This window comes from Pseudomonas sp. GW456-E7 (assembly GCF_059424105.1).
The window spans coordinates 83,696-110,553 of the sequence record NZ_JBWKZB010000010.1 but is presented as its reverse complement, the minus strand read 5'-3'; the positions used below and the strand labels follow the sequence as shown (position 1 = coordinate 110,553).

26 protein-coding genes are annotated in these 26,858 nt (G+C 60.2%); 18 read left to right on the top strand and 8 right to left on the bottom strand.

The window, feature by feature from the left end:
• Positions 1–44: 44 nt before the first annotated feature.
• The 8 genes from pnuC to fapF all read left to right on the top strand — a co-directional run bounded on the left by pnuC (position 45) and on the right by fapF (position 6,297).
• Positions 45–608 (top strand): nicotinamide riboside transporter PnuC, encoded by a 564-nt coding sequence (gene pnuC, locus AC07YV_RS09445; RefSeq protein ID WP_102700750.1) that lies wholly within the window; start codon positions 45–47, stop codon positions 606–608.
• Complete coding sequence (locus AC07YV_RS09440) at positions 605–1,129, top strand: AAA family ATPase (RefSeq protein WP_102700751.1); 525 nt, start codon at positions 605–607, stop codon at positions 1,127–1,129. The genes pnuC and AC07YV_RS09440 overlap by 4 nt, the downstream gene beginning before the upstream one ends.
• A 382-nt stretch (positions 1,130–1,511) precedes the next feature.
• Positions 1,512–1,922, top strand: a complete 411-nt coding sequence (gene fapA / locus AC07YV_RS09435; RefSeq protein WP_494990281.1) for a functional amyloid chaperone FapA — start codon at positions 1,512–1,514, stop codon at positions 1,920–1,922.
• A 1-nt stretch (position 1,923) separates the two neighbouring features.
• The gene (fapB, locus tag AC07YV_RS09430; RefSeq protein WP_102700753.1) at positions 1,924–2,514 is read left to right on the top strand and encodes a fibril amyloid subunit FapB; all 591 of its coding nucleotides are present in this window, start codon (positions 1,924–1,926) and stop codon (positions 2,512–2,514) included.
• Between the two features lie 64 nt (positions 2,515–2,578).
• Positions 2,579–3,409: an amyloid-like fimbrin subunit FapC gene (fapC, locus tag AC07YV_RS09425; RefSeq protein ID WP_102700754.1), complete on the top strand. Its 831-nt coding sequence runs from the start codon at positions 2,579–2,581 to the stop codon at positions 3,407–3,409.
• Between the two features lie 63 nt (positions 3,410–3,472).
• Positions 3,473–4,153, top strand: a complete 681-nt coding sequence (gene fapD / locus AC07YV_RS09420; RefSeq protein ID WP_102700755.1) for a fibril amyloid maturation endopeptidase FapD — start codon at positions 3,473–3,475, stop codon at positions 4,151–4,153.
• Between the two features lie 26 nt (positions 4,154–4,179).
• Complete coding sequence (gene fapE / locus AC07YV_RS09415) at positions 4,180–4,944, top strand: fibril amyloid subunit FapE (RefSeq protein WP_102700756.1); 765 nt, start codon at positions 4,180–4,182, stop codon at positions 4,942–4,944.
• Between the two features lie 45 nt (positions 4,945–4,989).
• Positions 4,990–6,297: a fibril amyloid transporter FapF gene (gene fapF, locus AC07YV_RS09410; RefSeq protein WP_102700807.1), complete on the top strand. Its 1,308-nt coding sequence runs from the start codon at positions 4,990–4,992 to the stop codon at positions 6,295–6,297.
• A 465-nt stretch (positions 6,298–6,762) separates the two neighbouring features.
• Here fapF and AC07YV_RS09405 read toward each other — a convergent pair whose 3' ends face one another.
• On the bottom strand, positions 6,763–8,088 hold the full coding sequence (locus tag AC07YV_RS09405; protein WP_102700757.1) for a sigma-54 dependent transcriptional regulator: 1,326 nt from the start codon (positions 8,086–8,088) through the stop codon (positions 6,763–6,765).
• 342 nt (positions 8,089–8,430) lie between these two features.
• On the opposite strand from AC07YV_RS09405, the gene AC07YV_RS09400 reads away from it, so the two are divergent.
• The 3 genes from AC07YV_RS09400 (at position 8,431) to nhaB (ending at position 11,851) form a co-directional block, all read left to right on the top strand.
• A complete protein-coding gene (locus AC07YV_RS09400; RefSeq protein WP_007983639.1) occupies positions 8,431–8,697 on the top strand; it encodes a hypothetical protein in 267 nt (88 codons plus the stop codon).
• A 283-nt stretch (positions 8,698–8,980) separates the two neighbouring features.
• The gene (locus AC07YV_RS09395; protein WP_102700758.1) at positions 8,981–10,270 is read left to right on the top strand and encodes an NHL repeat-containing protein; all 1,290 of its coding nucleotides are present in this window, start codon (positions 8,981–8,983) and stop codon (positions 10,268–10,270) included.
• Between the two features lie 78 nt (positions 10,271–10,348).
• Positions 10,349–11,851 (top strand): sodium/proton antiporter NhaB, encoded by a 1,503-nt coding sequence (gene nhaB / locus AC07YV_RS09390; RefSeq protein ID WP_102700759.1) that lies wholly within the window; start codon positions 10,349–10,351, stop codon positions 11,849–11,851.
• Positions 11,852–12,092: 241 nt separating this feature from the next.
• On the opposite strand, the gene zwf is transcribed toward nhaB, so the two are convergent.
• Positions 12,093–13,607: a glucose-6-phosphate dehydrogenase gene (zwf, locus tag AC07YV_RS09385; RefSeq protein WP_102700760.1), complete on the bottom strand. Its 1,515-nt coding sequence runs from the start codon at positions 13,605–13,607 to the stop codon at positions 12,093–12,095.
• Complete coding sequence (gene gnd / locus AC07YV_RS09380; protein ID WP_102700761.1) at positions 13,604–14,584, bottom strand: phosphogluconate dehydrogenase (NAD(+)-dependent, decarboxylating); 981 nt, start codon at positions 14,582–14,584, stop codon at positions 13,604–13,606. Before gnd ends, zwf begins: the two co-directional genes overlap by 4 nt.
• A 273-nt stretch (positions 14,585–14,857) precedes the next feature.
• On the opposite strand from gnd, the gene AC07YV_RS09375 reads away from it, so the two are divergent.
• The 3 genes from AC07YV_RS09375 to AC07YV_RS09365 all read left to right on the top strand — a co-directional run bounded on the left by AC07YV_RS09375 (position 14,858) and on the right by AC07YV_RS09365 (position 17,339).
• Complete coding sequence (locus tag AC07YV_RS09375) at positions 14,858–15,040, top strand: DUF6026 family protein (protein WP_095966680.1); 183 nt, start codon at positions 14,858–14,860, stop codon at positions 15,038–15,040.
• 199 nt (positions 15,041–15,239) lie between these two features.
• Positions 15,240–16,976 (top strand): phosphoethanolamine transferase CptA, encoded by a 1,737-nt coding sequence (locus tag AC07YV_RS09370; RefSeq protein WP_102700762.1) that lies wholly within the window; start codon positions 15,240–15,242, stop codon positions 16,974–16,976.
• 153 nt (positions 16,977–17,129) lie between these two features.
• Positions 17,130–17,339, top strand: a complete 210-nt coding sequence (locus tag AC07YV_RS09365; RefSeq protein ID WP_102700763.1) for a hypothetical protein — start codon at positions 17,130–17,132, stop codon at positions 17,337–17,339.
• Positions 17,340–17,695: 356 nt separating this feature from the next.
• On the opposite strand, the gene AC07YV_RS09360 is transcribed toward AC07YV_RS09365, so the two are convergent.
• The 3 genes from AC07YV_RS09360 to zapE form a co-directional block, all read right to left on the bottom strand.
• The gene (locus tag AC07YV_RS09360) at positions 17,696–18,187 is read right to left on the bottom strand and encodes a GNAT family N-acetyltransferase (RefSeq protein WP_015094987.1); all 492 of its coding nucleotides are present in this window, start codon (positions 18,185–18,187) and stop codon (positions 17,696–17,698) included.
• Between the two features lie 117 nt (positions 18,188–18,304).
• Entirely contained in the window at positions 18,305–18,886 is a 582-nt protein-coding gene (locus tag AC07YV_RS09355; RefSeq protein ID WP_102700764.1) for a DinB family protein, read from the bottom strand.
• 15 nt (positions 18,887–18,901) lie between these two features.
• Positions 18,902–20,020: a cell division protein ZapE gene (zapE, locus tag AC07YV_RS09350; protein WP_102700808.1), complete on the bottom strand. Its 1,119-nt coding sequence runs from the start codon at positions 20,018–20,020 to the stop codon at positions 18,902–18,904.
• Between the two features lie 158 nt (positions 20,021–20,178).
• Between zapE and AC07YV_RS09345 the strand changes: the two genes are divergently transcribed.
• Entirely contained in the window at positions 20,179–21,231 is a 1,053-nt protein-coding gene (locus tag AC07YV_RS09345) for an aldo/keto reductase (RefSeq protein ID WP_102700765.1), read from the top strand.
• A 114-nt stretch (positions 21,232–21,345) separates the two neighbouring features.
• Here the strand turns inward: AC07YV_RS09345 and speB are convergent, their stop codons facing one another.
• Positions 21,346–22,305 (bottom strand): agmatinase, encoded by a 960-nt coding sequence (gene speB / locus AC07YV_RS09340; RefSeq protein ID WP_095966674.1) that lies wholly within the window; start codon positions 22,303–22,305, stop codon positions 21,346–21,348.
• A 21-nt stretch (positions 22,306–22,326) separates the two neighbouring features.
• Positions 22,327–23,418, bottom strand: a complete 1,092-nt coding sequence (locus AC07YV_RS09335; protein ID WP_102700766.1) for a polyamine ABC transporter substrate-binding protein — start codon at positions 23,416–23,418, stop codon at positions 22,327–22,329.
• Between the two features lie 101 nt (positions 23,419–23,519).
• Here AC07YV_RS09335 and AC07YV_RS09330 point away from each other — a divergent pair, with 101 nt between their 5' ends.
• From AC07YV_RS09330 to AC07YV_RS09320, 3 genes are all read left to right on the top strand, one after another.
• Positions 23,520–24,413, top strand: a complete 894-nt coding sequence (locus AC07YV_RS09330; protein WP_102700767.1) for a LysR family transcriptional regulator — start codon at positions 23,520–23,522, stop codon at positions 24,411–24,413.
• A gap of 164 nt (positions 24,414–24,577) precedes the next feature.
• Positions 24,578–25,684 carry an enoyl-CoA hydratase/isomerase family protein gene (locus tag AC07YV_RS09325; protein WP_102700768.1) on the top strand — a complete coding sequence of 369 codons (1,107 nt, stop codon included), beginning with the start codon at positions 24,578–24,580 and terminating at the stop codon, positions 25,682–25,684.
• A gap of 3 nt (positions 25,685–25,687) precedes the next feature.
• The gene (locus AC07YV_RS09320; protein WP_007970104.1) at positions 25,688–26,839 is read left to right on the top strand and encodes an acyl-CoA dehydrogenase family protein; all 1,152 of its coding nucleotides are present in this window, start codon (positions 25,688–25,690) and stop codon (positions 26,837–26,839) included.
• The last annotated feature ends 19 nt before the right edge of the window (positions 26,840–26,858 follow it).

The window sequence follows — 26,858 nt, the reverse complement described above, 5'->3', positions numbered from 1 at the left end:
GGCGGTTACAATCCGCCCCTCTTCGACTTCCCCAAGGTATCTCCATGTCCGGGCTTGAACTGTTTGCCGCCGCCCTCGGTGTCATTGCCGTCTGGCTGACGGTCAAACAGAACCCCTGGTGCTGGCCTATCGGCCTGGTCATGGTGCTGCTCTACAGTTGGATCTTTTTTGAGGTGAAGCTGTATTCCGACATGCTGCTGCAAGTCGTCTATGCCGCCTTGCAGCTTTACGGCTGGTGGCAGTGGACACGGGGTGGCGACACGACCCATGGCCGCGAAGTCAGTCGCCTCGACGCTCGAACCCTGGTGTTGAGCCTGGCCATTGGTGCAGTCGGCAGTCTGTTGCTGGGCGCGGCCATGGCCAACTGGACGGACGCTGCCCAACCCTGGCTTGATGCGGCGCTGACCGGGTTCAGCCTGGTGGCGCAGGTCTGGATGGCGCAAAAACGTGTCCAGTGCTGGCCGTTGTGGATCGCCCTGGATGTGATATTCGTCGGGTTGTTCGTCTATAAAGGCCTGTACCTGACCGCCACCCTGTACGGGTTGTTCGCCGTCATCGCCGTACAGGGCTGGCGCGAATGGCGTGCCGATCCGGCATTGCACGCATGAAAGTCCTGGTCCTCACAGGGCCTGAATCCAGCGGTAAAAGCTGGCTGGCGGCCGAGTTGCAACAGCGTTTTGGCGGGATGCTGGTGGACGAGTACGTGCGCTGGTTCATCGAGCAGAATCCGCGGGACACCACCTTGGCCGACATTACACCCATCGCCCGCGGTCAACTGGCATGGGAAGACCAGGCTCGGGCGCAACAACCATCTTTGCTCATCCTCGACACGCACCTGCTGAGCAATATCCTCTGGAGCCAGACCCTGTTCGGCGATTGCCCCGCCTGGATTGAACAAGCACTTCTGGCCCGGCATTACGACTTGCACCTGCTGCTGTCACCGGAGCACGTCGAGTGGACGGACGACGGCCAGCGTTGCCAGCCCCGATTGAGTCAGCGCCAGGCATTTTTCGACCAGACCCTGGCCTGGCTTGAACGCCACGCACAACCGGTTCAAGTGCTGCACGGAGATTGGGCAGAACGCCGAATCCAGGCACTGAGCGCCGTGACCCGATTGCTCGGCGCCTGACCGGCGTTTGGGGCAATTTCCCCATCCTCCCCCTGCTGTGGGGGGGAAAGTGTCCGATCCTGAAACAACCTCCCTGCCTGAAACTACCCATTTCAACGCCCCTCATCGTTTGCTCACCGGATGTGTCAAGGCCTTGTTACAACAACGCTATAACCCTTGCTCCAGAGGGGTTTGTCCGCAATTACGGGTCGCCTGCGCAGGGTTTTGTCTCACCGTTGGTACATCCTCGACAAAGGGTTCCCGAGCCAATTCTGTAAACCATTGAATCAACTTGATATTCAAAAGGCGGCACAGCTTTCGCTGTATTCCTCACACAGCTGACCGGGGCCAGCTTACAAATGAAGGAATGAATGTCGTGGAGATATTCAAAACAAAAGGCTTGATGTGCCTCCTGGTGATCGCGAGCGCTGCCGGCACTGTACTCAGTTTCAACGTTCAAGCCGAAGGCAACGGTGTCATCGTGCTTGATCGTACCGTTCACTCAACGCTCATCGGTCGTAGCGGCGGCAGAGATCCGAACCCGGCCACCATCAGTGCCAACCCTTCTGCCCGCGTCACCGGCGAACTCAGCGACGCCGATATCGCCGGGGTAACCACCGGAACAACCCCTCATAACAGCTACGGGCAAAACCCGGGCAGCATGCACGGCCTGAATGTCATCACCAACCCCAACGGTTTGCCTGGCATGTCCGTCGGCCACGGCGGCGGCAGCGGCGGCGCGATTTCCGGAACCATCAACCGTGCCTTGAGCACCGGCCTCAGCCCACTGGGCAGAATGGCGGGGGGGCAATGAGATGGATCACTCCCTTCTCTTACCTGCCCTGTTACTTGCCCTGCTCGGCTGCACCAGCGTGATGGCCGATTCGGGCGTCAGTTCGGTGAACAACGCCACCCTCCAGGATTCCGGTACTCAATACCGAGGCAACTTCAGCGTCAACCAGGCGGCCGGCGATCAACAGCAACAGGCCAACGTCCGCGCGATCGCCATTGGTACCGAAGCCGGTGCGACCACCAGTGTCAGGCAGAGAATCACCACGCCGGCCAATCCGTCGATGGATGCGACGGCCACTATCGGCGGCACCTCTTTCAGTAATGGCAACGGCGTACTGGGTGTCAACCAGAGTGCCGGGGCGAACAACCAGATGGCCAACGCCCTGCGCATCAGCATCGGCGCGGCACCGCAAGCCATCGACGACAGTGCTCTTTCTCAACAGAACGTGGCGTTGCTACCGAACTCGGGAGCAACTGGCACCCCAATCGGCAGTCGCCAGGTCGTGACAAGCGACCAGGCCTTCACCGGCAGCCGGGGCGTGATCCAGGTGAACCAGAGTGCCGGGGTGGGGAACCGAATGGCTAACACCCTGAGTATCCGGGTCTCTGACTGACCCCGATACAGTGCGAATGGGGAAGTACCAACACTTGAACAACTAATGAGCACGGAGAATCACCATGAACCCGACAACTGCTCTCAAACCACTGGCTTTCGCCCTGGCAGCAGTGATGGCATTTGCAGCCCAGGCTGCTGATCCCGTGCAGGGCAATGGACAGGGCAGCAACCCACCGCCTGATGGCCCGTCGCTGGATCAGATTCTGCAGATTACCTCAGGCGCCGGGGCCGCCGTGCTGGACTCGCAGGAAAGCAGTGACAGCGGGGTAGTGAATCGGGGCACCCAGAACGACGCCAGAATCGATAACTCCCTGAACAGCTCCAACGGCAACATGGGCGCCAACGTTGCAGCCGGTAACGGCAACCAGCAAGACAACGCCGCCGCCCTTGCCACGGCGGACGAAGCCTTCATCTTCGGCTCCGCCGTCACCGTCTCCAGCGCGACTCAGAAGAGCACCGGCAACACCGCCAGGAACCACTCCAATACCAACAACACAACGCTCAACAACGCTGGCAACAGCGGTTCCGGCAACATCGGCATCAACGTGACCACCGGTGACTTCAACCAACAGAAAAACAACCTGGCGATTGCCGTTTCGGGCGGCCGTGTAGCAGTCGCCGCCGCGGCGGCCAACCAAAGCACGTCCGGGCTCAAAGTCACCAACAACGCCAGGCCTGAGTTCGTACCCGTAGGTGTACTCGGTCTGTCCGGCATAACCACTCAACAAGTGGTGACGCCGGAAGGCTGGAGACCTCCTGTAACCAACAATGCTTCGATCACGGGCTCGATGAACAACTTCTCCGGCAACGGCGGAGCCAACGTATCGTCCGGCGTCGGCAACCAGCAAAGCAACTCGCTGTCCATCGCCGCAGGCTGCAAATCATGTCCATAGTCGCGACCGCCATGAAAGAGCCTCGGCGACGGCGCTTTTCCTCGGTCTGAAGGCGTATCGCCCATGCGTAAGACGGCCCTTTTCGCCCTGCTCTGCCTGTCTGGCCTGACCCAGGCTGCACAGATGCCGGTTGCCGCCCTGCCGGGTGGCGTGCTGGTGTACAAGCACGTACAGAGTTTGCGTGAGCGCAAGTTCAGCGACATCGTCGAACAAAAAACCGATTTCAGCTGCGGCGCCGCCGCGCTGGCAACGATACTGCGCCAGGCCTATTGGCTCGACGTCGATGAGGAGCACATCATCAAGGGCATGCTGGTCTTCGCCGACCAGGACCTGGTCCGTACCCAGGGTTTTTCCATGCTGGACATGAAGCGCTACATAGAAAGCATCGGCATGCGCGCCCGGGGCTACAAGATCCCGCCTGAACGACTCGATGCCGTGACGATTCCGGTGGTAGTACTGATGGACATTCGCGGCTACAAGCACTTCGTGGTGTTGCAGCGGGCGGACAAGAACTGGGTCTACATAGGCGACCCGGTGCTCGGTCACAAACGCTACTCCCATGATGACTTTGTCAAAGGCTGGAATGGCATTGTCTTCGCTATCATCGGTCCCGGTTACGACAAGACCAACGCGTTACGCAGTCCTCCGGAACCGCTGACTGCCAAGAACAAGATGGATAATTTCAACCCGGTCAAAGATGCTGAATTGATGGAATTTGGTTTCATACAGAGCGACTTCTTTTAATCGCCAACAAGATAACTGGGGGCAGGATGCTCCGGGAGCAGCAAATGAAAACCTCGTATTGGGTGGTCACTGCCTGTCTGGCAGCGACCACTTCAGGTTTTGCTGATGAGTTCAGACCCATCGAAATCAAGGACCAGGAACTGGCCGAGTTGCGTGGCCGGTATGTGATGCCGGGGCGGATCATCAGCTTCGGTGTTGTCATGAGCAGTACCTGGCGCAACGCCAGTGGTGATCTGATCGGGGCAACCACCTCGATGCGACTTCAAGCCTCAACGGTCAAGCCCGAGTTCTACGTTTCAACCATCAAACACAGCGGTAAAGGCGGTTCGCCCAATTCGGGTAGCGGTCGTGTAACGGGTGGCGCCGGACTGAGCACTTCTCAGGGCATCACCCAGGTCACACGGGCTGCGGGCGATGGCAACAGTTCAAACAACAAGATCGCCATCAACGTCAAAGAGGCCAGCACGGCCCCTGCACCGGTGCAGAACCGCCGGGGCCAGGCGCTGACAGCCGGTCAAACCATCACCGGCAGCAATGCTGCAGGCAGTGTCGCCGTGTCCGCTACCGGCGGCGGCGTTCAGGTGGCCATTACCGCCAACAACAACCAGGGCTCAAGCCTGCAACAAGTCGCCCAAGGCGGGTTACTGCAAGACACCCGGTTGCTGGGCAACAGCAATGTGGTCAACAACATGACCCGACTCAGCGTCGTGCTCGACAATAAAAAACCGAGTGCTGGTGCATTGGGCTACAACCTGAACCAACTCACTGCATTACGGACCTTGGGGTATTGAGCTACGCTAAGTCACGACCATTGGGCACAAATGGACGGCTTTTTCATGTACCGATCGGTATCACTGCGTGCAGTTGTATGCTTGTGCTCTCTACTCCCGGTGGCGATGGTGCAGGCAGCACCTGACCCGGAACTGGAGGCTCTCAAACGAGAGCTTCTGGAGTTGAAACAACGATACGAAGTCCAGCAGAAAGCCCTGGCGGTTCTCGAACAACGGGTCCGCCAGGTTGAAGAACAGCCCGCTCCACCCCCGCCCAAACGCCTGGCCAAGTCGCCGGCGGACCTGAAGGGCAATCCAAACGTCGCCAACGGCACCGGTGCCGCGGCGGCTTCAGGGGGGGTCGCCGGGGGCAGCGGCAGTTCGTATGGGCAATCGCTGGCCGATGACTCACAACCGGCGCAAAGCGTTTCAAACCTGTATGACGAGGCCAGCGGGTTCTTCGGCGGTGGCAAGTTCAGCGTCGAAACCGGGATAACCTACTCCCGATACGATACCCGCCAACTGGTCCTCAATGGTTTTCTCGCCCTGGACTCGATCTTTCTCGGTGCCATCAACCTGGACCGGATCAAGGCCGACACCTGGACGCTGGACCTCACCGGCCGCTACAACTTCAACAATCGCTGGCAGTTCGACCTGAACGTGCCGGTGGTCTACCGCCAGTCCACCTACCAGTCCGGTGGCGGCAATAGCGGCGCCGCCAACGTCACCACCGAAGACACCGTCAAGGAAGACCCGACCATTGGCGACGTCAACTTCGGCATCGCCTACAAATTCCTCGATGAGTCGGCCAACACGCCGGATGCCGTGCTGACCTTGCGCGTCAAGGCACCGACCGGCAAAGACCCGTTCGGCATCAAGCTGGTTCGGGTGGACGCCAATTCCAACCTGGCCGTGCCTGAGTCCTTGCCGACCGGTAACGGCGTCTGGTCGATTACGCCGGGGATCTCTCTGGTCAAGACCTTCGATCCGGCAGTGCTGTTCGGCAGCCTGTCGTACACGCACAACCTGGAAGAGTCCTTCGACGACATCAGCTCCAACCCGGCGCTCAAGACGCCGGGCAAAGTACGTATTGGCGACAGTTTCCAGATTGGCGCCGGCATTGCGTTCGCCTTGAACGAAAAGATGAGCATGTCGTTCTCGGTCTCAGACCTGGTGCAACGCAAAAGCCAGCTCAAGGAAGATGGCGGGGATTGGCAATCGGTGGTGTCCAGCGATGCCAACGCGGGTTACTTCAACATCGGCATGACCATTGCGGCCACCGACAGGCTGACCATCGTACCCAACCTGTCCATCGGCCTGACGGACGACGCCCCGGACTTCCAGTTCAGCCTGAAATTCCCTTACTACTTCTGACCCGAACCAGAAAGGCTCTTCACGCAATCCCGGGAAACCGTAGGAGCCAGCCTGCTGGCGATGGACGCAAGCGCGCCGCGTTTATCCAGGTTCACCCGCGTCATCGTTAACGACCATCGCTGGCAGGCCAGCTCCCACAGGGGACCCTGCCAACGCTGGAACTGTAGGAGCCAGCCTGCTGGCGATGGACTCCAGTGCGCCGCGTTTATCCAGGTTCACCCGCGTTATCGTTAACGACCATCGCTGGCAGGCCAGCTCCTACAAAGGACCGTGCCCACGCTGAAACTGTAGGAGCCAGCCTGCTGGCGAAGGACTTCAGTGCGCCGCGTTTATCCAGGTTCACCCGCGTTATCGTTAACGACCATCGCTGGCAGGCCAGCTCCTACAAAGGCTTGCTGGCGATGGACTCAAGTGCGCCGCGCCCGCAATTTTCATTGCAGCGGTCTTTTTGTTCGAAGCGGGAATTCAACGAATCTGATGCTTGTGCAGCAACCGGTAGAACGTCGGACGTGACACGCCCAACACTTTGGCGGCGACACTCAGGTTATCGCTGTGGCGGTTCAATACATCGCACAACGCCTGGCGTTCGGCCCGGGTCTTGTATTCTTCGAGGGTGCCCATCGGCGCGGCAATTGTATGCTGACTGATCAACCCCAGGTCGCGGGCCTCGATCTGCCGGCCTTCGGCCAATACCAGTCCGCGGCGAACGCGATTGGCCAGCTCACGAACATTGCCTGGCCAGTCGTGTTTGCCCATGGCAATCAAGGCGTCTTCACTGAAACTGCGGGGACGACGTCCGGTTTCATGGCTGTAGAAATGGGAAAAGTGATTAGCCAGCATCGACAAGTCCCCATGGCGCTCGCGCAGCGGAACGGTCAGCACTTGCAGTACGTTCAGGCGGTAATACAAGTCTTCGCGAAAGCGTTTCTTCGCGATAGCGGCTTCAAGGTCGACATTCGTCGCCGCCAGCACCCGCACATCGACCGGAATCGGCTGACTGCCGCCCACCCGCTCGATGTGTTTTTCCTGGAGGAACCGCAGCAGGTTGGCCTGTAACTCCAGTGGCAGGTCACCGATCTCGTCGAGAAACAGGGTGCCACCGTTAGCGGCTTCTATTCGTCCGACCTTGCGTTGATGTGCGCCGGTAAATGCGCCCTTCTCATGGCCGAACAACTCGGACTGGATCAAGTGTTCGGGGATCGCACCACAATTGATCGCGATGAAGGGTTTGCTGTGACGCTGGGACAGGCGATGCAGGGTTCGTGCGACCAATTCCTTGCCAGTGCCGCTTTCACCGCGAATCAATACCGGAGATTCGGTCGGAGCCAGTTTGCTCAACAGTTTTCGCAGTTCTCGCACAGGTTTGCTGTCGCCGAGCAATTCGTGCTCGGGCTGGTCAACATGCACCGTACCCTGCCCACGCAACCGCACCATGCCAAATGCCCGGCCCAGCGTGACCTGAACCCTGGACACATCGAATGGCAAGGTATGAAAGTCAAAAAACCACTCACAGACAAAGTCGCCGACATTTTTCAGTCGCAGCACTTCCTGATTGAGTACGGCTATCCACTCTGCGCCACTGCGCCCGATCAATTCCTTGACGGGCTCCGGGTGCTCAAGGTGATACGGCTGCAGGCGTATCAGGCCCACGTCACAGGTTCGCTCAGCGGCGTGCTCCAGCGTGCAGCTGTCAACGTCCCAACCGATTTCGCGCAATCCAGGGAGCAGACGATAACAATCGTCACAGGGGTCCACCACTAATAGACGTCGTGAAGCTGGCACATCGCTCATGACTGTTCCTTGGCGCCAAAATTTAGAAAATTTATTAAAAACAATCATTTGGCGGACCTGACTGTAACATTAGCAAGAACTTGACAGCCCCTTGTACCGTTTGACTATAGGATTGCGATACATCCAGTTATAAGAAGCGAGTTTGATAGTTACCTAACGACTCTTTTCTTTCATTCAGCTTTCAATGCCGGGTTCATTCTTGAGTCTGTGAAATAAAGTCGAAATTTCTTTTGATTGTGTGTGACCCGAACCCCGGTTGCGGGCATCAGTACAAGTAACCAGCCGAACGGTAAGCCCAACCGACGGCACATCACTTGATTGGGCACACAGAGAGAAGACCCTATGAACGCCCCGCTCCGTATCAACGAAGCACTTTTGATTGCCGACCGCGCATTTAAACCATTCAAATGCGTGGCCTGGGCTCCACAAGACGGTAATGGCGAACTCAGCCTGACCGTTATCGACCGCACCAGCACCAGCATTGGCCGCAAGCAGATCCCAAGCAGCGCTTATTCCGATCCTGCACAACTCGAACTGCTGCTGGAACAGGCCCGTGCCGAATTGAGCCAGGAAGGTTACACGCTGCAGTCGTGGTCGATGCCGCACTAATCGTTTTGCGGATTACTCCGGGGTAATCCGCGCCCTTCCCTGTCTTTAGTTAGGCTGATCGTTCTCGCTCATTCGCACTCATTGCCCCGTTAGTTTGAACTTTTGTGCACCCTATACTTTGCAGGCTTGCCATTGGTTCGAAAAGACACTGTTGTGGCACACAGCGACTCTCCGTCTGTTAGTTCTTACAGTTGTGCATCTCCCCATTCAGGGATTGAATATTCTCCTTACAAAGTCGCCACCAAACTTCTGGATCAGGACGACTCGCAAGGAGATGCGGTTCATGTCAATCCAGTCCGCCATTGCCTGCTCCGCCGTCCGGACCACAGCAGGCACTCTCGATACGACGTTTGCAGGCAACGGCAAAACCCAGGTGTATTTCGCCGACAGCCTTTCGAGCATGGCCAACGACGTCGCAATCGATGCCCGGGGCCGTATGCTGGTGGCGGCAAAGGTCGCCACGGCCGACGGCAGCCGCTTTGGCCTGGCCCGCTTGCTGGAGGATGGTTCGGCAGACCTTGCGTTCGGCAGGCAAGGCAGCGTCATCGGGCAATTCGAACCCGGGTTCGAAGCCATGGGCGCCAAGGTTCTGCTCATGCCCGATGGCAATATCCTGTTGGCCGGCCTGCAATACGATAACGCACACCGCACGCTCCCGGGCCTGGCATTGTTCGATCAAGAGGGTCGCCTGGTTCGAAGCTTTGGCGACAATGGCCGCCGCGTCGTGCGCTTGCCTGGCGGTCTGTCCCTCGGTATGCGCGATATCTGGCTGCCTCCCGGTGTGCCGGGCGCTGAAGCCTGTGATGTGGGCGTACAGCGAGACGGCCGGATCCTGATTCTGGCCAACCATCACTTCGAACTGGCCGATCACGTGGGCCTGTTGATACGGCTGGATGTCGAAGGCTCGCTGGACTGCTCGTTCAATGGCCGTGGCTTCGTGGTGGTCCGGCACCTGCTGATGAATACCTGGCTCAGCAGCCTGACGGTACAAGGTGACGGCCGGGTGCTGGTGGGTGGATCGATCAACTTTCCTGAAGAGGGCTTGCTGGCGCGCTACCACGCCGACGGCCGCCTCGACGACAGTTTCGCCGTGGATGGATTCCTGACGTTCAAGGCGCACGGGCATGGCGCCCGGGTCAGTCAAGTGGTCCAGCAAATCAGCGGCGACGTCTTGTGTTTCGGCAGCAGTCTCGAGCCGATGCACTGCCTGACGTTCAAGATGCACAGCAACGGCCGCCCCGACAACCACTGCAACGGCGGCCAGCCGCAACGTCTGGTGATTGGCCACAGCGGCTGCCAGTGGAATGCCGCGCAGTTACAGCCCGATGGCAGTGTGCTCACGGCGGGCGCAACCATCGGCGGCATCGAAGCAGACTTCATTGTCGGGCGATACCTGCCCGACGGCCTTCCCGATCGCCGTTTCGGCAAAGGCAGCGGTTATACACGTACTCGCCTCGGCCCGAGCCTGGATACCGCCACCTGTGTCGCGGTGCAGGCCGACGGAAACATCGTCGTCGGCGGCTATTCACTGCATGGAAACTACAAGGCGGTCATCACTCGCTACCACGGGTAGGCACGTGCATTTTTCCTGCGCTTGATCTTCTCCCCCGCTTGCGGCAAGTTGCGCGCTTCTTAAAACAAGGAGCAGCCGATGTCCGGTTCAATGGCCCAGGCGTTCGCGCACAACTTTCTCGGGCATTCGCCCCGTTGGTACAAGGCCTGCATCGTCGGCTTTCTGATTCTCAATGCCCTGGTTCTGTGGACCGCAGGTCCGGTGGCGGCCGGCTGGCTGCTGGTGCTGGAGTTCATCTTCACCCTGGCCATGGCGCTCAAGTGTTATCCGCTGATGCCCGGCGGACTGCTCTTGATTGAAGCCCTGCTGCTGAAGATGACCACGCCCCAGGCGCTGTATGACGAGTTGCTGCACAACTTCCCGGTGATCCTGCTGCTGATGTTCATGGTGGCCGGTATCTACTTCATGAAGGACTTGCTGCTGTACCTGTTCTCGCGCCTGCTGTTGGGGGTTCGCTCCAAGGCTGCGCTGGCCCTGATGTTCTGCTTCTTGTCGGCCTTTCTGTCGGCGTTCCTCGACGCCTTGACCGTGACCGCCGTGATCATCAGTGCCGCCGTAGGCTTTTACTCGGTGTATCACCGCGTCGCCTCGGGTAACGACCCGCGCCAGGACAGCGAGTACAGCGACGACAAACATCTGCCGACCCTGCATCAGGGCGACCTCGAACAGTTCCGCGCCTTTCTGCGCAGCCTGCTGATGCACGGCGCCGTAGGCACCGCACTGGGCGGCGTGTGTACGTTGGTCGGCGAGCCGCAGAACCTGCTGATCGGCCATGAAATGGGTTGGCATTTCGCCGAGTTCTTCACCAAGGTTGCGCCGGTATCCCTGCCGGTACTGGTTGCAGGCCTGGTGACATGCGTCCTGCTGGAAAAGCTGCGCTGGTTCGGATACGGCACGCTGCTGCCGGATAACGTACGTGCGGTGCTGGCCAACTACGCCGCCGAAGACAATGCCGAGCGCACCGCCCGCCAACGGGCAGCGCTTGTGGTACAAGGCGCTGCCGCATTGATTCTGATTGCCGGGCTGGCGTTTCACATCGCCGAAGTGGGCTTGATCGGCTTGATGGTGATCGTGTTGATCACCGCGTTTACCGGCATCACCGACGAACACCGCCTCGGCACCGCGTTCAAGGACGCCATGCCGTTTACCGCCTTGTTGGTGGTGTTTTTCGCCGTGGTCGCAGTGATTCACGACCAGCAATTGTTCTCGCCGTTGATCCACTGGGTGCTCTCGCTGCCAGCGGACCAACAACCGGGCATGCTGTTCATTGCCAACGGCCTGCTGTCAGCCATCAGTGACAACGTGTTCGTCGCGACCATTTACATCACCGAAGTGAAGCGCGCATTCATGGCGGGCGAGATGACCCGTGAACATTTCGAGACGCTGGCCATTGCGATCAACACCGGCACCAACCTGCCAAGCGTGGCGACGCCCAACGGCCAGGCGGCGTTCCTGTTCTTGCTGACCTCGGCGATCGCCCCGCTGGTGCGCCTGTCTTACGGGCGGATGGTCTGGATGGCGTTGCCGTACACCGTTGTGATGGGGATATTGGGCTGGTATGCGGTGAGTTACTGGCTGTAGCCCCAACCCTGTGGGAGCGAGCTTGCTCGCGATGGCGGCGGCACATTCACATCCAAGTGCCTGACAGACCGCTATCGCGAGCAAGCTCGCTCCCACATTATCCGAGGCGGTGCCAGACATTATGCGGTGAGCTACTGGCTGTAGCCCCAACCCTGTGGGAGCGAGCCTGCTCGCGATGGCGGCGGTACATTCACATCCAAGTGCCTGACAGACCGCTATCGCGAGCAAGCTCGCTCCCACATTATCCGAGGCGGTGCCAGACGCGACCGTCACGGGTGAGCAATTCTTCGCCGGCCTTCGGGCCGTTTTCCCCGGCGGCATAGCTCTGCACGCTGGCGTCCTGCTGCCAGGCATCGAGGAACGGCTGCACGGCGCGCCAGCCGTTTTCGATGTTGTCGGCGCGCTGGAACAACGTCTGATCACCGGTCAGGCAATCGTAGATCAGGGTTTCATAGCCCGTGGAAGGCTGCATCTCGAAGAAATCCTTGTAGGCAAACCCCAGCTCGATGTTGTCCATTTTCAGCGCCTGACCGGGACGCTTGGCCAGCAGGTCGAACCACATGCCTTCGTTCGGCTGGATCTGAATGCGCAAATAAGTCGGCTGCAGTTCATCGACCTCGGTATCGCGAAACTGCGCATAGGGCGCCGGCTTGAAACAGATGACGATCTCGGTGTCACGCACGCTCATGCGCTTGCCGGTGCGCAGGTAGAACGGCACCCCGACCCAGCGCCAGTTATCGATCATGACCTTGAGGGCCACATAGGTTTCGGTATTGCTGTCGGGCGCGACCTTGTCTTCCTGGCGATAGCCCGGCAGCGCCTTGCCGTCGATTTCACCCGCGGCGTATTGGCCGCGCACCGAGTTGGCGCGGGCCTCCTCGACTGTCCAGGGCCTGATCGCGCCGACGACCTTGGCCTTCTCGCCGCGCACCGCATCGGCGCCAAACGCGGCGGGCGGTTCCATCGCCACCATCGCCAGCAACTGGAACAGGTGATTGGGCACCATGTCCCGCAGCGCACCCGTGTGCTCATAAAAACTGCCACGGGTTTCCACGCCGACGGTTTCAGCGGCGGTGATCTGCACGTGGTCGATGTAGTGATTGTTCCAGAACGCTTCGAACAGGCTGTTGGAGAACCGGCTGACCAGAATGTTCTGCACGGTCTCTTTGCCCAGATAGTGATCGATCCGGTAGATCTGCTTTTCCGTCATCACTTTGAGCAGGCAGGCATTCAAGGCCTCGGCCGTTTGCAGGTCGGAGCCGAAGGGCTTTTCGATCACCACCCTCCTGAAGGCCTCGGGGGTTTCTTCCAGCAAGCCGGCGGCACCGAGTCGGCGCGCCACCTCACTGAAGAAACGCGGCGCGGTGGCCAGGTAGAACACCGCATTGCCGGTTCCGCTGTCGGCGATTTTCGCCGCCAGCGCTTGATAAGTGCTGTCGTCCAGGAAATCGCCCTGGACGTAGCTGATGCCTTTGGCAAGTCTGGACCAGACCACTGGATCAAGGGTGTGATCACCCTTGCCAGCCATCTCGTTCCGAATGAAGTCTTCGAGCTTTTGCGCAAAACCTTCATCGCTGATGGCGTTGTGGTCAACGCCGATGATCCGCAGTCCATCCCCGAGCAGCCCGTTGCGCTTGAGGTTATACAGCGCGGGCACCAACAGACGCTTGACCAGGTCGCCATGGGCGCCAAACAGAAACAACGTCGTCGCGGGTGCGGGCTCAGCCTTGGATTTCCTGCGGATCACGTGGGTCATTTTTTCGAGGTCTCCACATGGCCGCCGAAGCCGAAGCGCTGGGCCGAGAGAACCTTGTCGCCAAAGGTGCCCTGGCCACGCGAGCGGTAGCGGGAAAACAGCGAGTTCGACAGCACCGGCACCGGCACCGCTTGCTCCATCGCCGCCTCGATGGTCCAGCGGCCTTCACCGCTGTCGGCCACCGACCCGGAGAAACCGTCGAGCTTCGGATCACTGGCCAGGGCGTCGGCGGTCAGGTCGAGCAACCACGAGGACACCACGCTGCCACGACGCCAGACTTCGGCGATGTCGGCGACGTTCAGGTCGAAACGCTGGTCGGCTGGCAGGTTCTCGCTGTTTTTGGTTTGCAGGATGTCGAAGCCTTCGGCGAAGGCCTGCATCATTCCGTATTCGATGCCGTTGTGGATCATCTTCACGAAATGCCCGGCGCCGGCGGGACCGGCGTGAATGTAGCCACGCTCGGCACGATCGTCGTCGGACTTGCGGTCCTTGGTACGCGGGATGTCACCCATGCCCGGGGCCAGGGTTGCAAACAGCGGGTCGAGACGTTTAACAGTCGCGGCATCGCCGCCGATCATCATGCAGTAGCCACGCTCCAGGCCCCAGACGCCGCCGGATGTACCGACGTCGATGTAATGCAGGCCTTTTTCCGACAGGGTTTTGGCGCGGCGGATATCGTCCTTATAGAAGGTGTTGCCGCCGTCGATGATGGTGTCGCCGGCTTCGAGCAAGTTGCTCAGGGTGTCGATGGTTTCTTCGGTTGGTGCGCCTGCCGGCAGCATGACCCACACCGCACGCGGTTTGGTCAGGCCAGCGACCAGCGCAGGCAGATCGGCGACGCCGGTGGAGCCCTCAGCGGACAAGGCTTCGACAAAGGCGGTATTGCGGTCGTAAACAACGGTGGTGTGCCCGTTGAGCATCAGGCGCCGCGCAATATTGCCGCCCATGCGGCCCAGTCCAATAATCCCGAGTTGCATGTGCTGATGCTCCCTACTACAAATAAAATGTGTGTCAAAGGTTATAGCCCAACGCGACTCATGAGGTTAGTCCAGAGCGTTGGCGTGAAGTTTCCGGGCATTGTGCCCGATCCTGATGGATAACGTCGGGAATCAAGCCGAAGACACAACGACAATGAAAAATAAAAAAGTTCCCTTCCGGAGCAAAAGAAATCAAAATTGGCGCCGATAGTAGATCAGCCGTTGATGTCGACGCGGCTCTACAGTTGAGACACGCCATTTGCGAGGTGAGCAATGGGCACAGTACATACCGCACTGCCAGCACAAACCCTTTATGTCACTATCCGTCGCGATGAATTGCGTCAGTTGAAGGACGAACGCGATCAGTTGAAACAGGAGCTGGCGCAGTTGCGACTGCTGCTGCAAACGGGTCAGACGCAACCCCTGGTTGCGGTGCAACGCGCCCCACTCGCCTGATTCCCCTGTCTCAAGCGGGAGCAGTCTGCACTGCTTCCGCACCGGCTCACGCCCTGCCGCCCTCGGCAACTCACGAAATTTTCACAATTGTCTCACGATAATTACAAGCTCCAGGCCGCCCGGTTCCGCGCGGCCCTCGTTCGTCGTCCGCGATTTTCAAGTCCCGGCGGTGGTAGTGAATTCTCGGCTGGAGCGCTGAATGTCTTTGTTCGAACGCAGCAAAACGACTGCGGCAGGTTTTGATTGGGCCGGATTCGTCTGGCTGTTTGTATTCTTCTGGTACTTTTCCGGCATTACCCAACTGTTGATCCAGCTGACGGGCACCTCCGGATTTAGCGGATTCCGCCAGGCCTTCGTCATGAGCGCGATCTGGCTGGCGCCGATGCTGCTGTTCCCCAAACAGACCCGTGTCATGGCCGCCGTGATCGGCGTCGTGCTGTGGGCGTGCTCCATGGCGAGCCTGGGCTACTTCTTCATTTACCAGCAGGAATTTTCCCAGAGCGTCATCTTCATCATGTTCGAGTCGAACGTGGCTGAAGCCGGCGAGTACATGACCCAGTACTTTGCCTGGTGGATGATCCCGGCGTTCCTGGCCCACACCGCATTTGCCTATTTCCTGTGGACTCGCCTGCGCCCGGTGTACCTGCCCCGTGGCAAGGCGATCACTGCAGCGGTGGCCATTGTCGTGGCGGTGGTCGGTTACCCGCTGATCAAGCAAACCGCGCGCACCGGCAGTTTCGCCGAAGGCTTCGACAAGTTCGAAACCCGCATCGAGCCGGCGGTGCCATGGCAGATGGCCGTGGCCTATCACCGTTACCTGGAAACCCTGGCCGGCATGCAGGACATGCTCAACAGCGCCAGCAGGATTGCACCGCTGCACAACCTCAAGGACGCCACGGCCAACACGCCTGCGACCCTGGTGCTGGTGATCGGCGAGTCCACCAACCGTCAGCGCATGAGCCTGTACGGTTACCCACGGCAAACCACGCCGGAACTGGACAAGCTCAAGGATCAACTGGACGTTTTCGACAACGTCATCACCCCGCGCCCCTACACCATTGAAGCGCTGCAACAGGTCCTGACCTTCGCCGACGAAGAAAACCCGGAACTGTACCTGTCGACGCCATCGCTGGTCAGCATGATGAAACAGGCCGGTTACAAAACCTTCTGGATCACCAACCAGCAGACCATGACCAAGCGCAACACCATGCTCACGACCTTCTCCGAACAGGCCGACGAACAGGTGTACCTGAACAACAACCGCAACCAGAACGCCGCGCAGTACGACGGCGACGTGATCGAGCCGTTCAACAAGGCCCTGGCCGACGGGGCACCACGCAAACTCATCGTCGTGCATCTGCTCGGCACGCACATGAGCTACCAGTATCGCTACCCGTCGACCTTCGACAGGTTCCAGGACCGCAATGGCGTTCCGGCTGGCGTACGTGACGATCAGGTGCCGACGTACAACAGCTATGACAATGCCGTGCTGTACAACGACTTCGTGGTGTCCAGCCTGATCAAGGACTACGCCAGAACCGATCCGAACGGCTTCCTGCTGTACCTCTCCGACCATGGCGAAGACGTGTTCGATTCCGCGGGTCACAACACCCTGGGGCGCAACGAGAACAAGCCGACGGCACCGATGTACACCATTCCGTTCATGGCCTGGGCTTCGCCGAAATGGCGGGCAAGCCATGACTGGAACCTCGCTGGCGATCTGTCGCGTCCTTACAGCAGCTCGCACCTGATCCACACCTGGGCCGATCTGGCAGGCCTGAGCTTCGACGAACTCGATCGCAGCAAGAGTGTGGTCAGCGACAGTTTCAAGGCCCGGCCATTGATGATCGGCAACCCCTATGAGCGCGAGCAGCGCGCGCTGATCGACTTCAGCCTGATGAAGCCGAAAACGTCACCCGCAGTCGTTCAGCAGTAATCCTTCCAGGGGCCGGTTCCGGCCCCTTTTTCATGGTAAGGCCAGCGGTGAAGTTAATTCCCATTTAAGCGAATCGGCGGATAATGCCATTTCGACACTGCTTCATTGATTCATGGACGAAAGGCATCCGACATCTTTAGTGGGAGGCATACCATGAAACGCACCGCTGTGATCCTCGCCGGCCTGATGGCACTGGGTTCGACCAGCGCATTCGCCGAAGGAGGAGCCGAACGCATGCGCTATTACTACGAAAGTCTGCGACTGGCCCAGCAAGAAGCCCTCGGCCATCCGATCCCGAGCACCGAACTACGGGTGCCTGACGATCAAACCGCACAAATGACGGAAACCTACAGACCGAAATGATCCTTTGACTGCGGCTCTACAGTCGCAGAAGACCGTTTGGGCGTCCTGATGGACGCCTTTTTTTTGGGTTCTTCACGCATACCCGGGAAACTGTAGGAGCCAGCCTGCTGGCGATGGACTCAAGTGCGCCGCGTTCATCCAGTTCACACGCGTAATCGTTAACGACCATCGCTGGCAGGCCAGCTCCTACGCCGACCGCGTACACCCGTGATCAAAGGGCGTACGCCAATCCCGTAGGAGCTGCCGAAGGCTGCGATCTTTTGACGTTTGAAGATCAAAAGATCGCAGGCTGCGCCAGCTCCTACAGGGGGCCGCGCCCTCGCGGAAAGTGAAAACCCAAAAAACGTTCTGTCGAGTTAGAGGCTCTTGGTCCAGAACAGCATGCGTCCATGGGCCGGGTCGAACATGCCGGCGGCGAAACCGGCTTTTTCATACGAGCCCTGCGCCACGGCATTGCCTTCCAGCACTTCCAGGGTGAGCTTGCAGCAGCCACGCTGACGGGCGATGTCCTCGACCTTTTGCAGCATCTTCTGGCTCAAGCCCAAGCCGCGAAATTTTTTCACCACCGACACGTCGTGCACATTGACCAACGGCCGGCAGGCAAAGGTCGAGAAGCCCTCGAAGCAATTGACCAGCCCGGCCGGCTCGCCCCCGACAAAGGCCAGCACACTGAAAGCGTGGGGGCGCCTGGCAAGCTCTGCCGGGAGTTGCTCCAGTACATGGGCCGGCAACGGCTGGCCGCCCCCCATCGGGTCCTCGGCGTAGTGGTTCAACACCAGACAAATAGCCTCGGCATGCACCGGATTGGTGTAGCTGGCCTGAAGCACAAGAATTTCTGCGGAGTCCATTTCCATCCTCGATCACACATGAAGTAGCCTCCAGCATGTATTTCACGCTGAAGTGCCGGCGGACCATAGCGCGAGCACCCGGGTATCGACAATCACCACCGCGCAATTCCTTGGCGTTCAAACGCCCCAGATCAATGCTTCCGTCCACCCCAGCTCGGCAAAATCCTCGGCCCGCAAGTGCGACTCGCCGGCGCAGAAAAACTCGTCGAGTTGCGGTGGCATGACCGAGGTGCCGCTGAGCATGGCGTGAACCTGGCCGCGATGATGAATCTGGTGTTCGAACAAATGGGACAGCAGGCGCAAACGGCTGTCGTGTTGCGGTGTGTCGCGGGCGATGGTCACGATTTTGCCGAGGCTGGCGTCGCGCAGCTGCTCGCAGTAAGCGATCAATCGACGGTCGACATGGGCCTGTTCACGAACCAGGTCCGCCGCGATGAGGCAGGGTTCGTCTTCCTTGAAAAACACCCGGCAATCGGGATGCGGATCGTCGCCGCGCATTTCGCGCTCCAGCGCATCCACATAAAACCAGTCGCAGGTGAGAATGTGGTTGAGGGTCGCGCGGATACTGGGGAAGAAGCTGACCCGGGCGGCGCTCAACTCCTGCGGACTCAACTGCCTCCAGGCCTTGGCCAGTCGGTGGTTGGCCCAGGCATTCTGATAAGCCATGGTCAGCAGGTGGTGCGACAGGGGCTGATTCATGTGTGCTGCTCCCGATCAGACTTCGGCAAACCGTTGCAACTGCATTTCCTGCAATCGACTGAGGGTGCGGCGGAACGGAAATTCCAGATAACCCTCGGTATAAAGCGCTGCCATCGGCACTTGTGCCTCAAGGTACAGCGGCACCTTGCGGTCGTAGCACTCGTCCACCAGCGCGATGAAACGTCTTACGCCGTCGTCATGCACCGACAATTGCGGCAGTTCGCGGTCCCCCGCTTCCACCCGCTCGGCACCGTCCTCGGTACCGCGAGCGATGCGTCCGACACGTTTTTGCGCGCTGAGGTTGGGTACGTCCCCCAACAGAATAGCGCCGTAGGTATCGCACAGGGCGATGAAATCCATGGCCGCGAAAGGTTGCTCGCACAGCGCGGCGTAGCGGGTCCAGAGCACGGTCGGGCTGGCCTTGACCACCTCCAGCGAGCGGTAACCGACCGGGACCGGCTCGCACGATGCCGACTGGCCGTCGCTCAACGCCTGGAACACCTCACCCAGCGCGTCGGGCTTGCCTGGTTCGGCCACCCAATAGCGCTGCGAAGCGGCCCCCGGATGCAGGCGATGGTCTTCCCCGCCATCCACCGCAATCACCTGCATGTGTTGCTTGATCGCGGCGATGGCGGGCATGAAACGGTCACGATTGAAGCCGTCGGCGTACAACTGGTCCGGCGGCAGGTTGGAGGTGCACACCACCACGACACCCTGCTCGAACATCACCTGGAACAGGCGCCCGAGAATGATCGCGTCGCCGATGTCATTGACGAACAACTCGTCGAAACACAGCACGCGCACTTCTTCGGACAACTCACGGGCCAACGCCTTGAGCGGGTCGGCGGTGCCGGTCAGTTGAAACGAACGCTGGTGCACCCAGCCCATGAAGTGATGAAAGTGCTGGCGCCGCGCCGGCACTCGCAGGCTTTGGTAGAACTGGTCCATCAACCAGGTCTTACCCCGCCCCACCGGCCCCCACAGGTACACGCCGGAAACGGCTGAGCGGCCTTCATGCAGCGCTTCGTGGCATTTTTGCAGCGCCCACACGGCATGCTCCTGGGCCTCGTCCTGGACGAAGCCCTTTTGCTCGATCGCGTGCTGCCAGGCGCTTAAAGGGGATTCGATAGTCATGGGCGGCAGTATGCCATTGCGCATTGATGTCGTGACCGGTGATCGGCGGTTTTGTGCAGGAAAGAAATGCACCTTGACGATTTATATGATTGGCATCATATTTAATACATGTCATTGATCATCTATAAATCCTGCCGTCATCCCTCTGGAGTTATCCCATGCATTACAAAGTTTTCGGTCGTAAAACCGGCTTGCGAGTGTCCGAACTGGCTCTGGGTGCCGGTAATTTCGGTACCGGCTGGGGCCATGGTGCCGAGCGTGACGAAGCCAGGCGCATTTTTGATGGCTACCTGGAAGCCGGCGGCAACTTCATCGATACCGCCAATGGCTACCAGGGCGGACAGTCCGAGGCCATGCTCAGCGAATTCATCCAGGCGGAACGGGATAGCCTGGTCATCGCCACCAAATACACCCTTGGGACTACACCGGCGGCCGGTATTTCCCACACCGGCAACAGCCGCAAGAACATGGTACGCGCCGTCGAAGAGAGCCTGAAACGACTGAACACCGATCACATCGACCTGTTCTGGGCCCACATGAGCGACGGCGTCACCCCCATGGAAGAGATCCTGCGCGGCTTCGACGACCTGGTCAGTGCCGGCAAGATCCACTATGCCGGGCTGTCGAACTTCCCCGCGTGGCGCATCGCCCGCGCCGACCTGCTGGCTGAAGTCCGTGGTTTTGCGCCGATCGCTGCGATCCAGGTCGAGTACAGCCTCGCCGAACGCACCGCCGAGCGCGAACAGCTGCCGATGGCCGAAGCCCTTGGCCTGGCCGCGACGCTGTGGTCGCCCCTGGGTGGCGGCTTCCTCACTGGCAAGTATCGCAACAGCGAAGGCGACAATCGCGCGAACAAGCTCGGTGTGCTGATTCATGCTGAAAAAAGCGCCCGCGAAACCGCCCTGCTCGACACCTTGATCGACGTCGCCGCAGAACTCGGCGCCAGCCCGACCCACGTGAGCATTGCCTGGCTGCGGGAAAAGGCCAGGCGCTCGACCACGGCGCTGATTCCGATCCTCGGTTCGCGGACACGTGAGCAGCTGGACGCCACGCTGGGCGCGCTGACTGTGCAGTTGAGTGCTGAGCAGGTGGCACGGCTGGACGGCGTCAGTGACGTGGCCAAAGGCGTGCCGCACGAATCCATTGCCGGTTCGTTCACGCGGTTCAGCGGTGGTCAGGTCCTCGACTTGCCAATCGTTCCCGTAGCCTGACCCATCACGACTGTGGGAGCGGGCTTGCTCGCGAAGGCGTCGTATCAGTCGACATTGGTGTTGAATGACACACCGCTTTCGCGAGCAAGCCCGCTCCCACATTTCGACCCTGTACTACTTGTCGACCTTATGCCTGGCCGCATACAGACACAGCATCTCCATCGCCAATGTCGCCGCCGCCAGTGAGGTAATCTCCGCACTGTCATAGGCCGGCGCCACTTCCACTACGTCCATGCCCACCAGATTGATCCCGCGCAGGCCACCGAGGATCTCCAGCGCCTGCACCGTGCTCAGGCCGCCGCACACCGGCGTTCCGGTACCTGGGGCGAATGCCGGATCGAGGCAGTCGATGTCGAAGGTCAGGTACACCGGGTTATCGCCGACCCGCGCGCGAATCGCCTCGACAATCGCTTCGCAGCCACGGCGATGCACCTGTCGCGCGTCCAGTACCTGAAAGCCCTGGTGATCGTCATTGGTGGTGCGCAAACCGATTTGCACCGAGCGCGATGGATCCACCAGCCCTTCCCTGGCCGCGTGCCAGAACATGGTGCCGTGGTCGATGCGCTTGCCCTCTTCGTCCGGCCAGGTGTCGCTGTGGGCATCGAAGTGGATCAGCGACAATGCCCCGTGCTTGCGGGCATGGGCCTTGAGCAGCGGATAGGTGATGAAGTGGTCGCCGCCAAAGGTGAGCATCGCCGTGCCGGCGTTGAGGATGTGCTCGGCGTGGGCCTCGATGCATTCCGGCGTCGATTGCGGCGACCCGTAATCGAATTTGCAATCGCCAAAATCGATTACCGCCAGATGGTCGAACGGATCGAAGGCCCACGGCCAGTGCCGTTCCCAGGCGATCCCGGCGGAGGCGGCGCGAATGCCCCGAGGTCCGAAGCGTGCGCCGGGGCGGTTGCTGGTGGCGGTGTCAAAGGGCACACCGCTGACCGCCACGTCGACCCCGCGCAAGTCACGGCTGTAGCGGCGACGCATGAAACTGGTGATACCGGCGTAGGTGCTTTCGGCGGCCGTGCCGTAAAGGCTGTCACGGGTAAGGGCTTGATCGTTTTGCATCGGGACGTCCATTGAAGGCTCCTTGTCTTTTTCTTACTGGCGGCTACGGAAAGTGGTCCACAGGCGGGTGCGCTGACGCAGGTCCTTGAGGTTCATGCTGCGGTCGGCATACAGCCGCTCGCGCACATCGGCCAACGGATAGATGTCCGGATCGGTGCGCACCGCTTCATCCACCAGCGGCGTCGCAGCCTGGTTCGCCGTGGCGAAGAACAGGGTGTTGGTCAGTGCCGCCACGGACTCGGGGCGCAACATGAACTCGATAAACGCACGGGCGGCTTCGGGGTGCGGCGCGTCCTTGGGAATCGCCAGGTTGTCCTGCCAGACGAGGGTGCCTTCCTTGGGAATCCGGTAGGCAATTTCATAGGGTTTGCTGGCCTTGCGCGCCTGGTCGGCAGCCATGCTCGCGTCACCGTTGTAGGTCAGCGCTAAACACACGCTGCCATTGGCCAGGTCGCTGATCTGCCGCCCGGTGGCGACGTACAGCACGTTCGGCTGCAGCTGACGCAACAACGCCTCGGCGGCTGACAGATCGTTCTTGTCGGTGCTGTAGGGATCTTTACCCAGGTAATGCAAAGCGAGTCCGATCACCTCCTGGGGTGAATCGAGAATGGCGATGCCGCAATCCTTCAACTTGCTCGCGTACTCGGGTTTGAACAGCAGATCCAGGCTGTTGAGCGGTACGTCCGGCAAGCGCTGCTTGACTGCCTCGACGTTCATGCCCAAACCCAGGGTGCCCCAGGTATAAGGCACACCGTAGCGGTTGCCGGGATCGACGGCGGCGAGCTTTTCCAGCAAATCCGGATCGAGGTTGGCGTACCCCTTGAGGCCTTCGTGGGGAATCGGTTTCAACGCCCCGGCGGCAAGGCCCCGGGCCAGCACGCTGGAGGACGGCACCACCACGTCATAACCGCTGCCGCCGGTGAGCAATTTGGTCTCCAGCACTTCCGAAGAGTCAAAGGTGTCGTAGCGCACATGGATGCCGGTTTCCTGCTCGAACCGCTGCAGGGTTTCGGGGGCGACGTAACCGGCCCAACTGTACAGATTGACCACCTTGTCCTCGGCCTGGGCCGATGCGGCCATGGCAAGGAATAACGCGGGTAAACACAGCTTGAACATGGGAGCCATGACGAACACCTGACCAGAGGAAGTGGTTGCAGGATGCTTCGTCGGATACATTGGTGAAATATCAAGTTAATTAACCTGACTTTATGACGGAGTAATGTTTGATGCTCGGCCAACTGCATGATCTGGATCTGCACCTGTTGCGTCTGTTTGTCAGCGTGGTGGAGTGCGGCGGTTTCAGCGCCGCCCAGGGCCAACTGGGGTTGAGCCAGTCGAGCATCAGCCAGCAAATGGCCAAGCTGGAAACCCGCCTCGGCTATCGGCTGTGCAGTCGCGGTAAAGGCGGGTTCAGGATCACGCCCAAGGGCGAACAACTCCTCAGCGCCACCCGTGGACTGTTCGAGTCCATCGAAGCCTTCCGCCATCAGTCCAATGGCGTCGCCGGGCGCTTGATCGGCGAAGTGCGCCTGGGCCTGTCCGAGGCGCTGGATCAATCGGTGCTGCAGCGGGTGGCCGAGGCAATCCGGCGTTTTCGTGAACGGGACGAATCGGTGCGCATCGAGCTGATCAGCGCCATGCCCGGCGAGATGGAGCGCTTGCTGCTGCAACAGCGGCTGGACCTGGCCATCGGCTATTTCTCGCAGGTGCAAAGCGCGTTTGACTACCGCGAACTGTTCATTGAAACCCAGCACCTGTATTGCGCCCCCGGCCATCCGCTGTTCACCCACTTGAACCCGGACGATCACGACTTGCAGGCCAGCGACCGGGTCGGTCACCCCTACCGTTTCCTGCGCAGTGACGAGCCCTTTCAGGGCGAGCGGTGTTCGGCACGTTCGGAACAGGTCGAAGGCACCCTCGCCTTCATCCTGTCCGGCAAGCATATCGGTTATCTGCCCAGCCACTTCGCCCGCACCTGGGAAGACAAGGGATTACTGCGGTCGGTGCGGCGCAGCGACATGAGTTTCGACGTCGCGTTTCACCTGGCCCGGCACCGGGCACAGGTGGCCGGGGATGCGCAGAAGGCCTTCGAAGAGGATCTGCTCGCGGCGTTTGCCTGAATCCGCCGTGGTCTACGCTGTAACAATGCCGGACATCTACATGCAAAAATGCACAGATAACCTGCACTTATCCGGCTTGTACAAGGCAAATTTGCACTGATACGATCCGCCATCGCTCGCGCGCGAGCATCTCGATAAAGAACAATAAAAGCAGGGAGTTAGTGATGACTGCTCAGGTTACATCGAAGGGGACGCTGTCCATGGATGCCATGCAAAACGAAGTGCTGGCCGAGGTTCGCAACCACATCGGTCACCTGACCCTCAACCGCCCCGCCGGCCTCAATGCCCTGACCCTGGACATGGTGCGCAACCTGCACCGCCAGCTCGACGCCTGGGCCCACGACCCGCACGTGCATGCGGTGGTCCTGCGCGGTGCCGGCGAAAAAGCCTTCTGCGCCGGCGGCGACATTCGTTCGCTGCATGACAGCTTCAAAAGCGGCGACACCCTGCACGAAGATTTCTTCGTCGAGGAATACGCCCTCGACCTCGCGATCCACCATTACCGCAAACCGGTGCTGGCGCTGATGGACGGTTTTGTCCTCGGCGGCGGCATGGGCCTGGTGCAAGGCGCAGACTTGCGCGTGGTCACCGAAAAAAGCCGTCTGGCGATGCCGGAAGTCGGCATCGGCTATTTCCCGGACGTCGGCGGCAGTTACTTCCTGCCACGCATTCCCGGTGAGCTGGGAATTTACCTGGGCGTCAGCGGCGTGCAGATTCGCGCCGCCGATGCGCTGTATTGCGGCCTGGCCGACTGGTACCTCGAAAGCGCCAGGCTGGGCACACTGGACGAAAAACTCGACCAGCTCGAATGGCACGACACGCCGCTCAAGGACCTGCAAGGCCTGCTGGCAACGCTCGCCGTGCAGCAACTGCCAGACGCGCCGTTGAGTGTGTTGCGTCCGGCCATCGACCACTTCTTCGCCCAACCCGACGTGCCGAGTATTGTGGAGCAACTGCGCCAGGTCACGGTCGCCGACAGCCATGAGTGGGCCGTCAGCACCGCCGACCTGCTGGAAACCCGCTCGCCGCTGGCCATGGGCGTCACCCTGGAAATGCTCCGTCGCGGACGCGAGCTGCCCCTTGAACAATGTTTCGCCCTTGAGCTGCACCTGGACCGCCAGTGGTTCGAGCGCGGCGACCTGATCGAAGGCGTGCGCGCCTTGCTGATCGACAAAGACAAGACACCACGCTGGAACCCGCCCACTCTTCAGGCGCTGGACGCCGAACACGTGGCGAGCTTCTTCAGCGGGTTTGACCGGAACGAGGGCTGAGCCATGCACGATATCGAATTGAGTGAAGAGCAAGTGATGATCCGCGACATGGCCCGGGATTTTGCCCGTGGCGAAATCGCGCCCCACGCCCAGGCCTGGGAAAAGGCCGGCTGGATCGATGACGGCCTGGTGGCGAAGATGGGTGAGCTGGGCCTGCTGGGCATGGTGGTCCCCGAGGAATGGGGCGGCACCTATGTCGACTACGTGGCCTATGCGCTGGCGGTAGAAGAGATTTCCGCCGGCGACGGTGCGACCGGCGCCTTCATGAGCATCCACAACTCCGTGGGCTGCGGGCCGGTGCTCAACTACGGCAGCGAAGAACAGAAACAGACCTGGCTGGCGGACCTGGCCAGCGGAAAGGTCATCGGCTGCTTCTGCCTGACCGAACCCCAGGCCGGTTCCGAAGCGCACAACCTGCGCACCCGCGCCGAACTGCGCGACGGCCAGTGGGTGATCAACGGCGCCAAGCAATTCGTCAGCAACGGCAAGCGCGCGAAGCTGGCGATTGTATTTGCCGTGACCGATCCGGACCTGGGCAAACGCGGCATCTCGGCGTTCCTGGTGCCGACCGATACCGCCGGCTTTATCGTTGACCGCACTGAACACAAAATGGGTATCCGCGCGTCCGACACTTGCGCCGTCACCCTGAACAACTGCACCATCCCCGAAGCCAATCTGCTGGGTGAACGCGGCAAAGGCCTGGCCATCGCCCTGTCCAACCTCGAAGGCGGCCGTATCGGCATCGCCGCCCAGGCGCTGGGCATCGCCCGCGCGGCGTTCGAGGCGGCGCTGGCCTATTCCCGTGACCGGGTGCAGTTTGGCAAGACGATCAATGAACACCAGAGCATCGCCAACCTGCTGGCCGACATGCACATGCAACTGAACGCCGCACGGTTGATGATTCTGCACGCTGCGCGCCTGCGCACGGCCGGCAAGCCCTGCCTGTCGGAGGCGTCACAGGCCAAGCTGTTTGCGTCGGAAATGGCGGAAAAGGTCTGCTCGTCCGCGATTCAGATTCATGGCGGGTACGGGTATCTGGAAGACTATCCGGTGGAGAAGTACTACCGGGATGCGCGGATCACGCAGATCTACGAAGGTTCGAGCGAGATTCAGCGGATGGTGATTGCCCGTGAACTGAAGAACTACCTGGTTTAAAAGCAAAAGATCGCAGCCT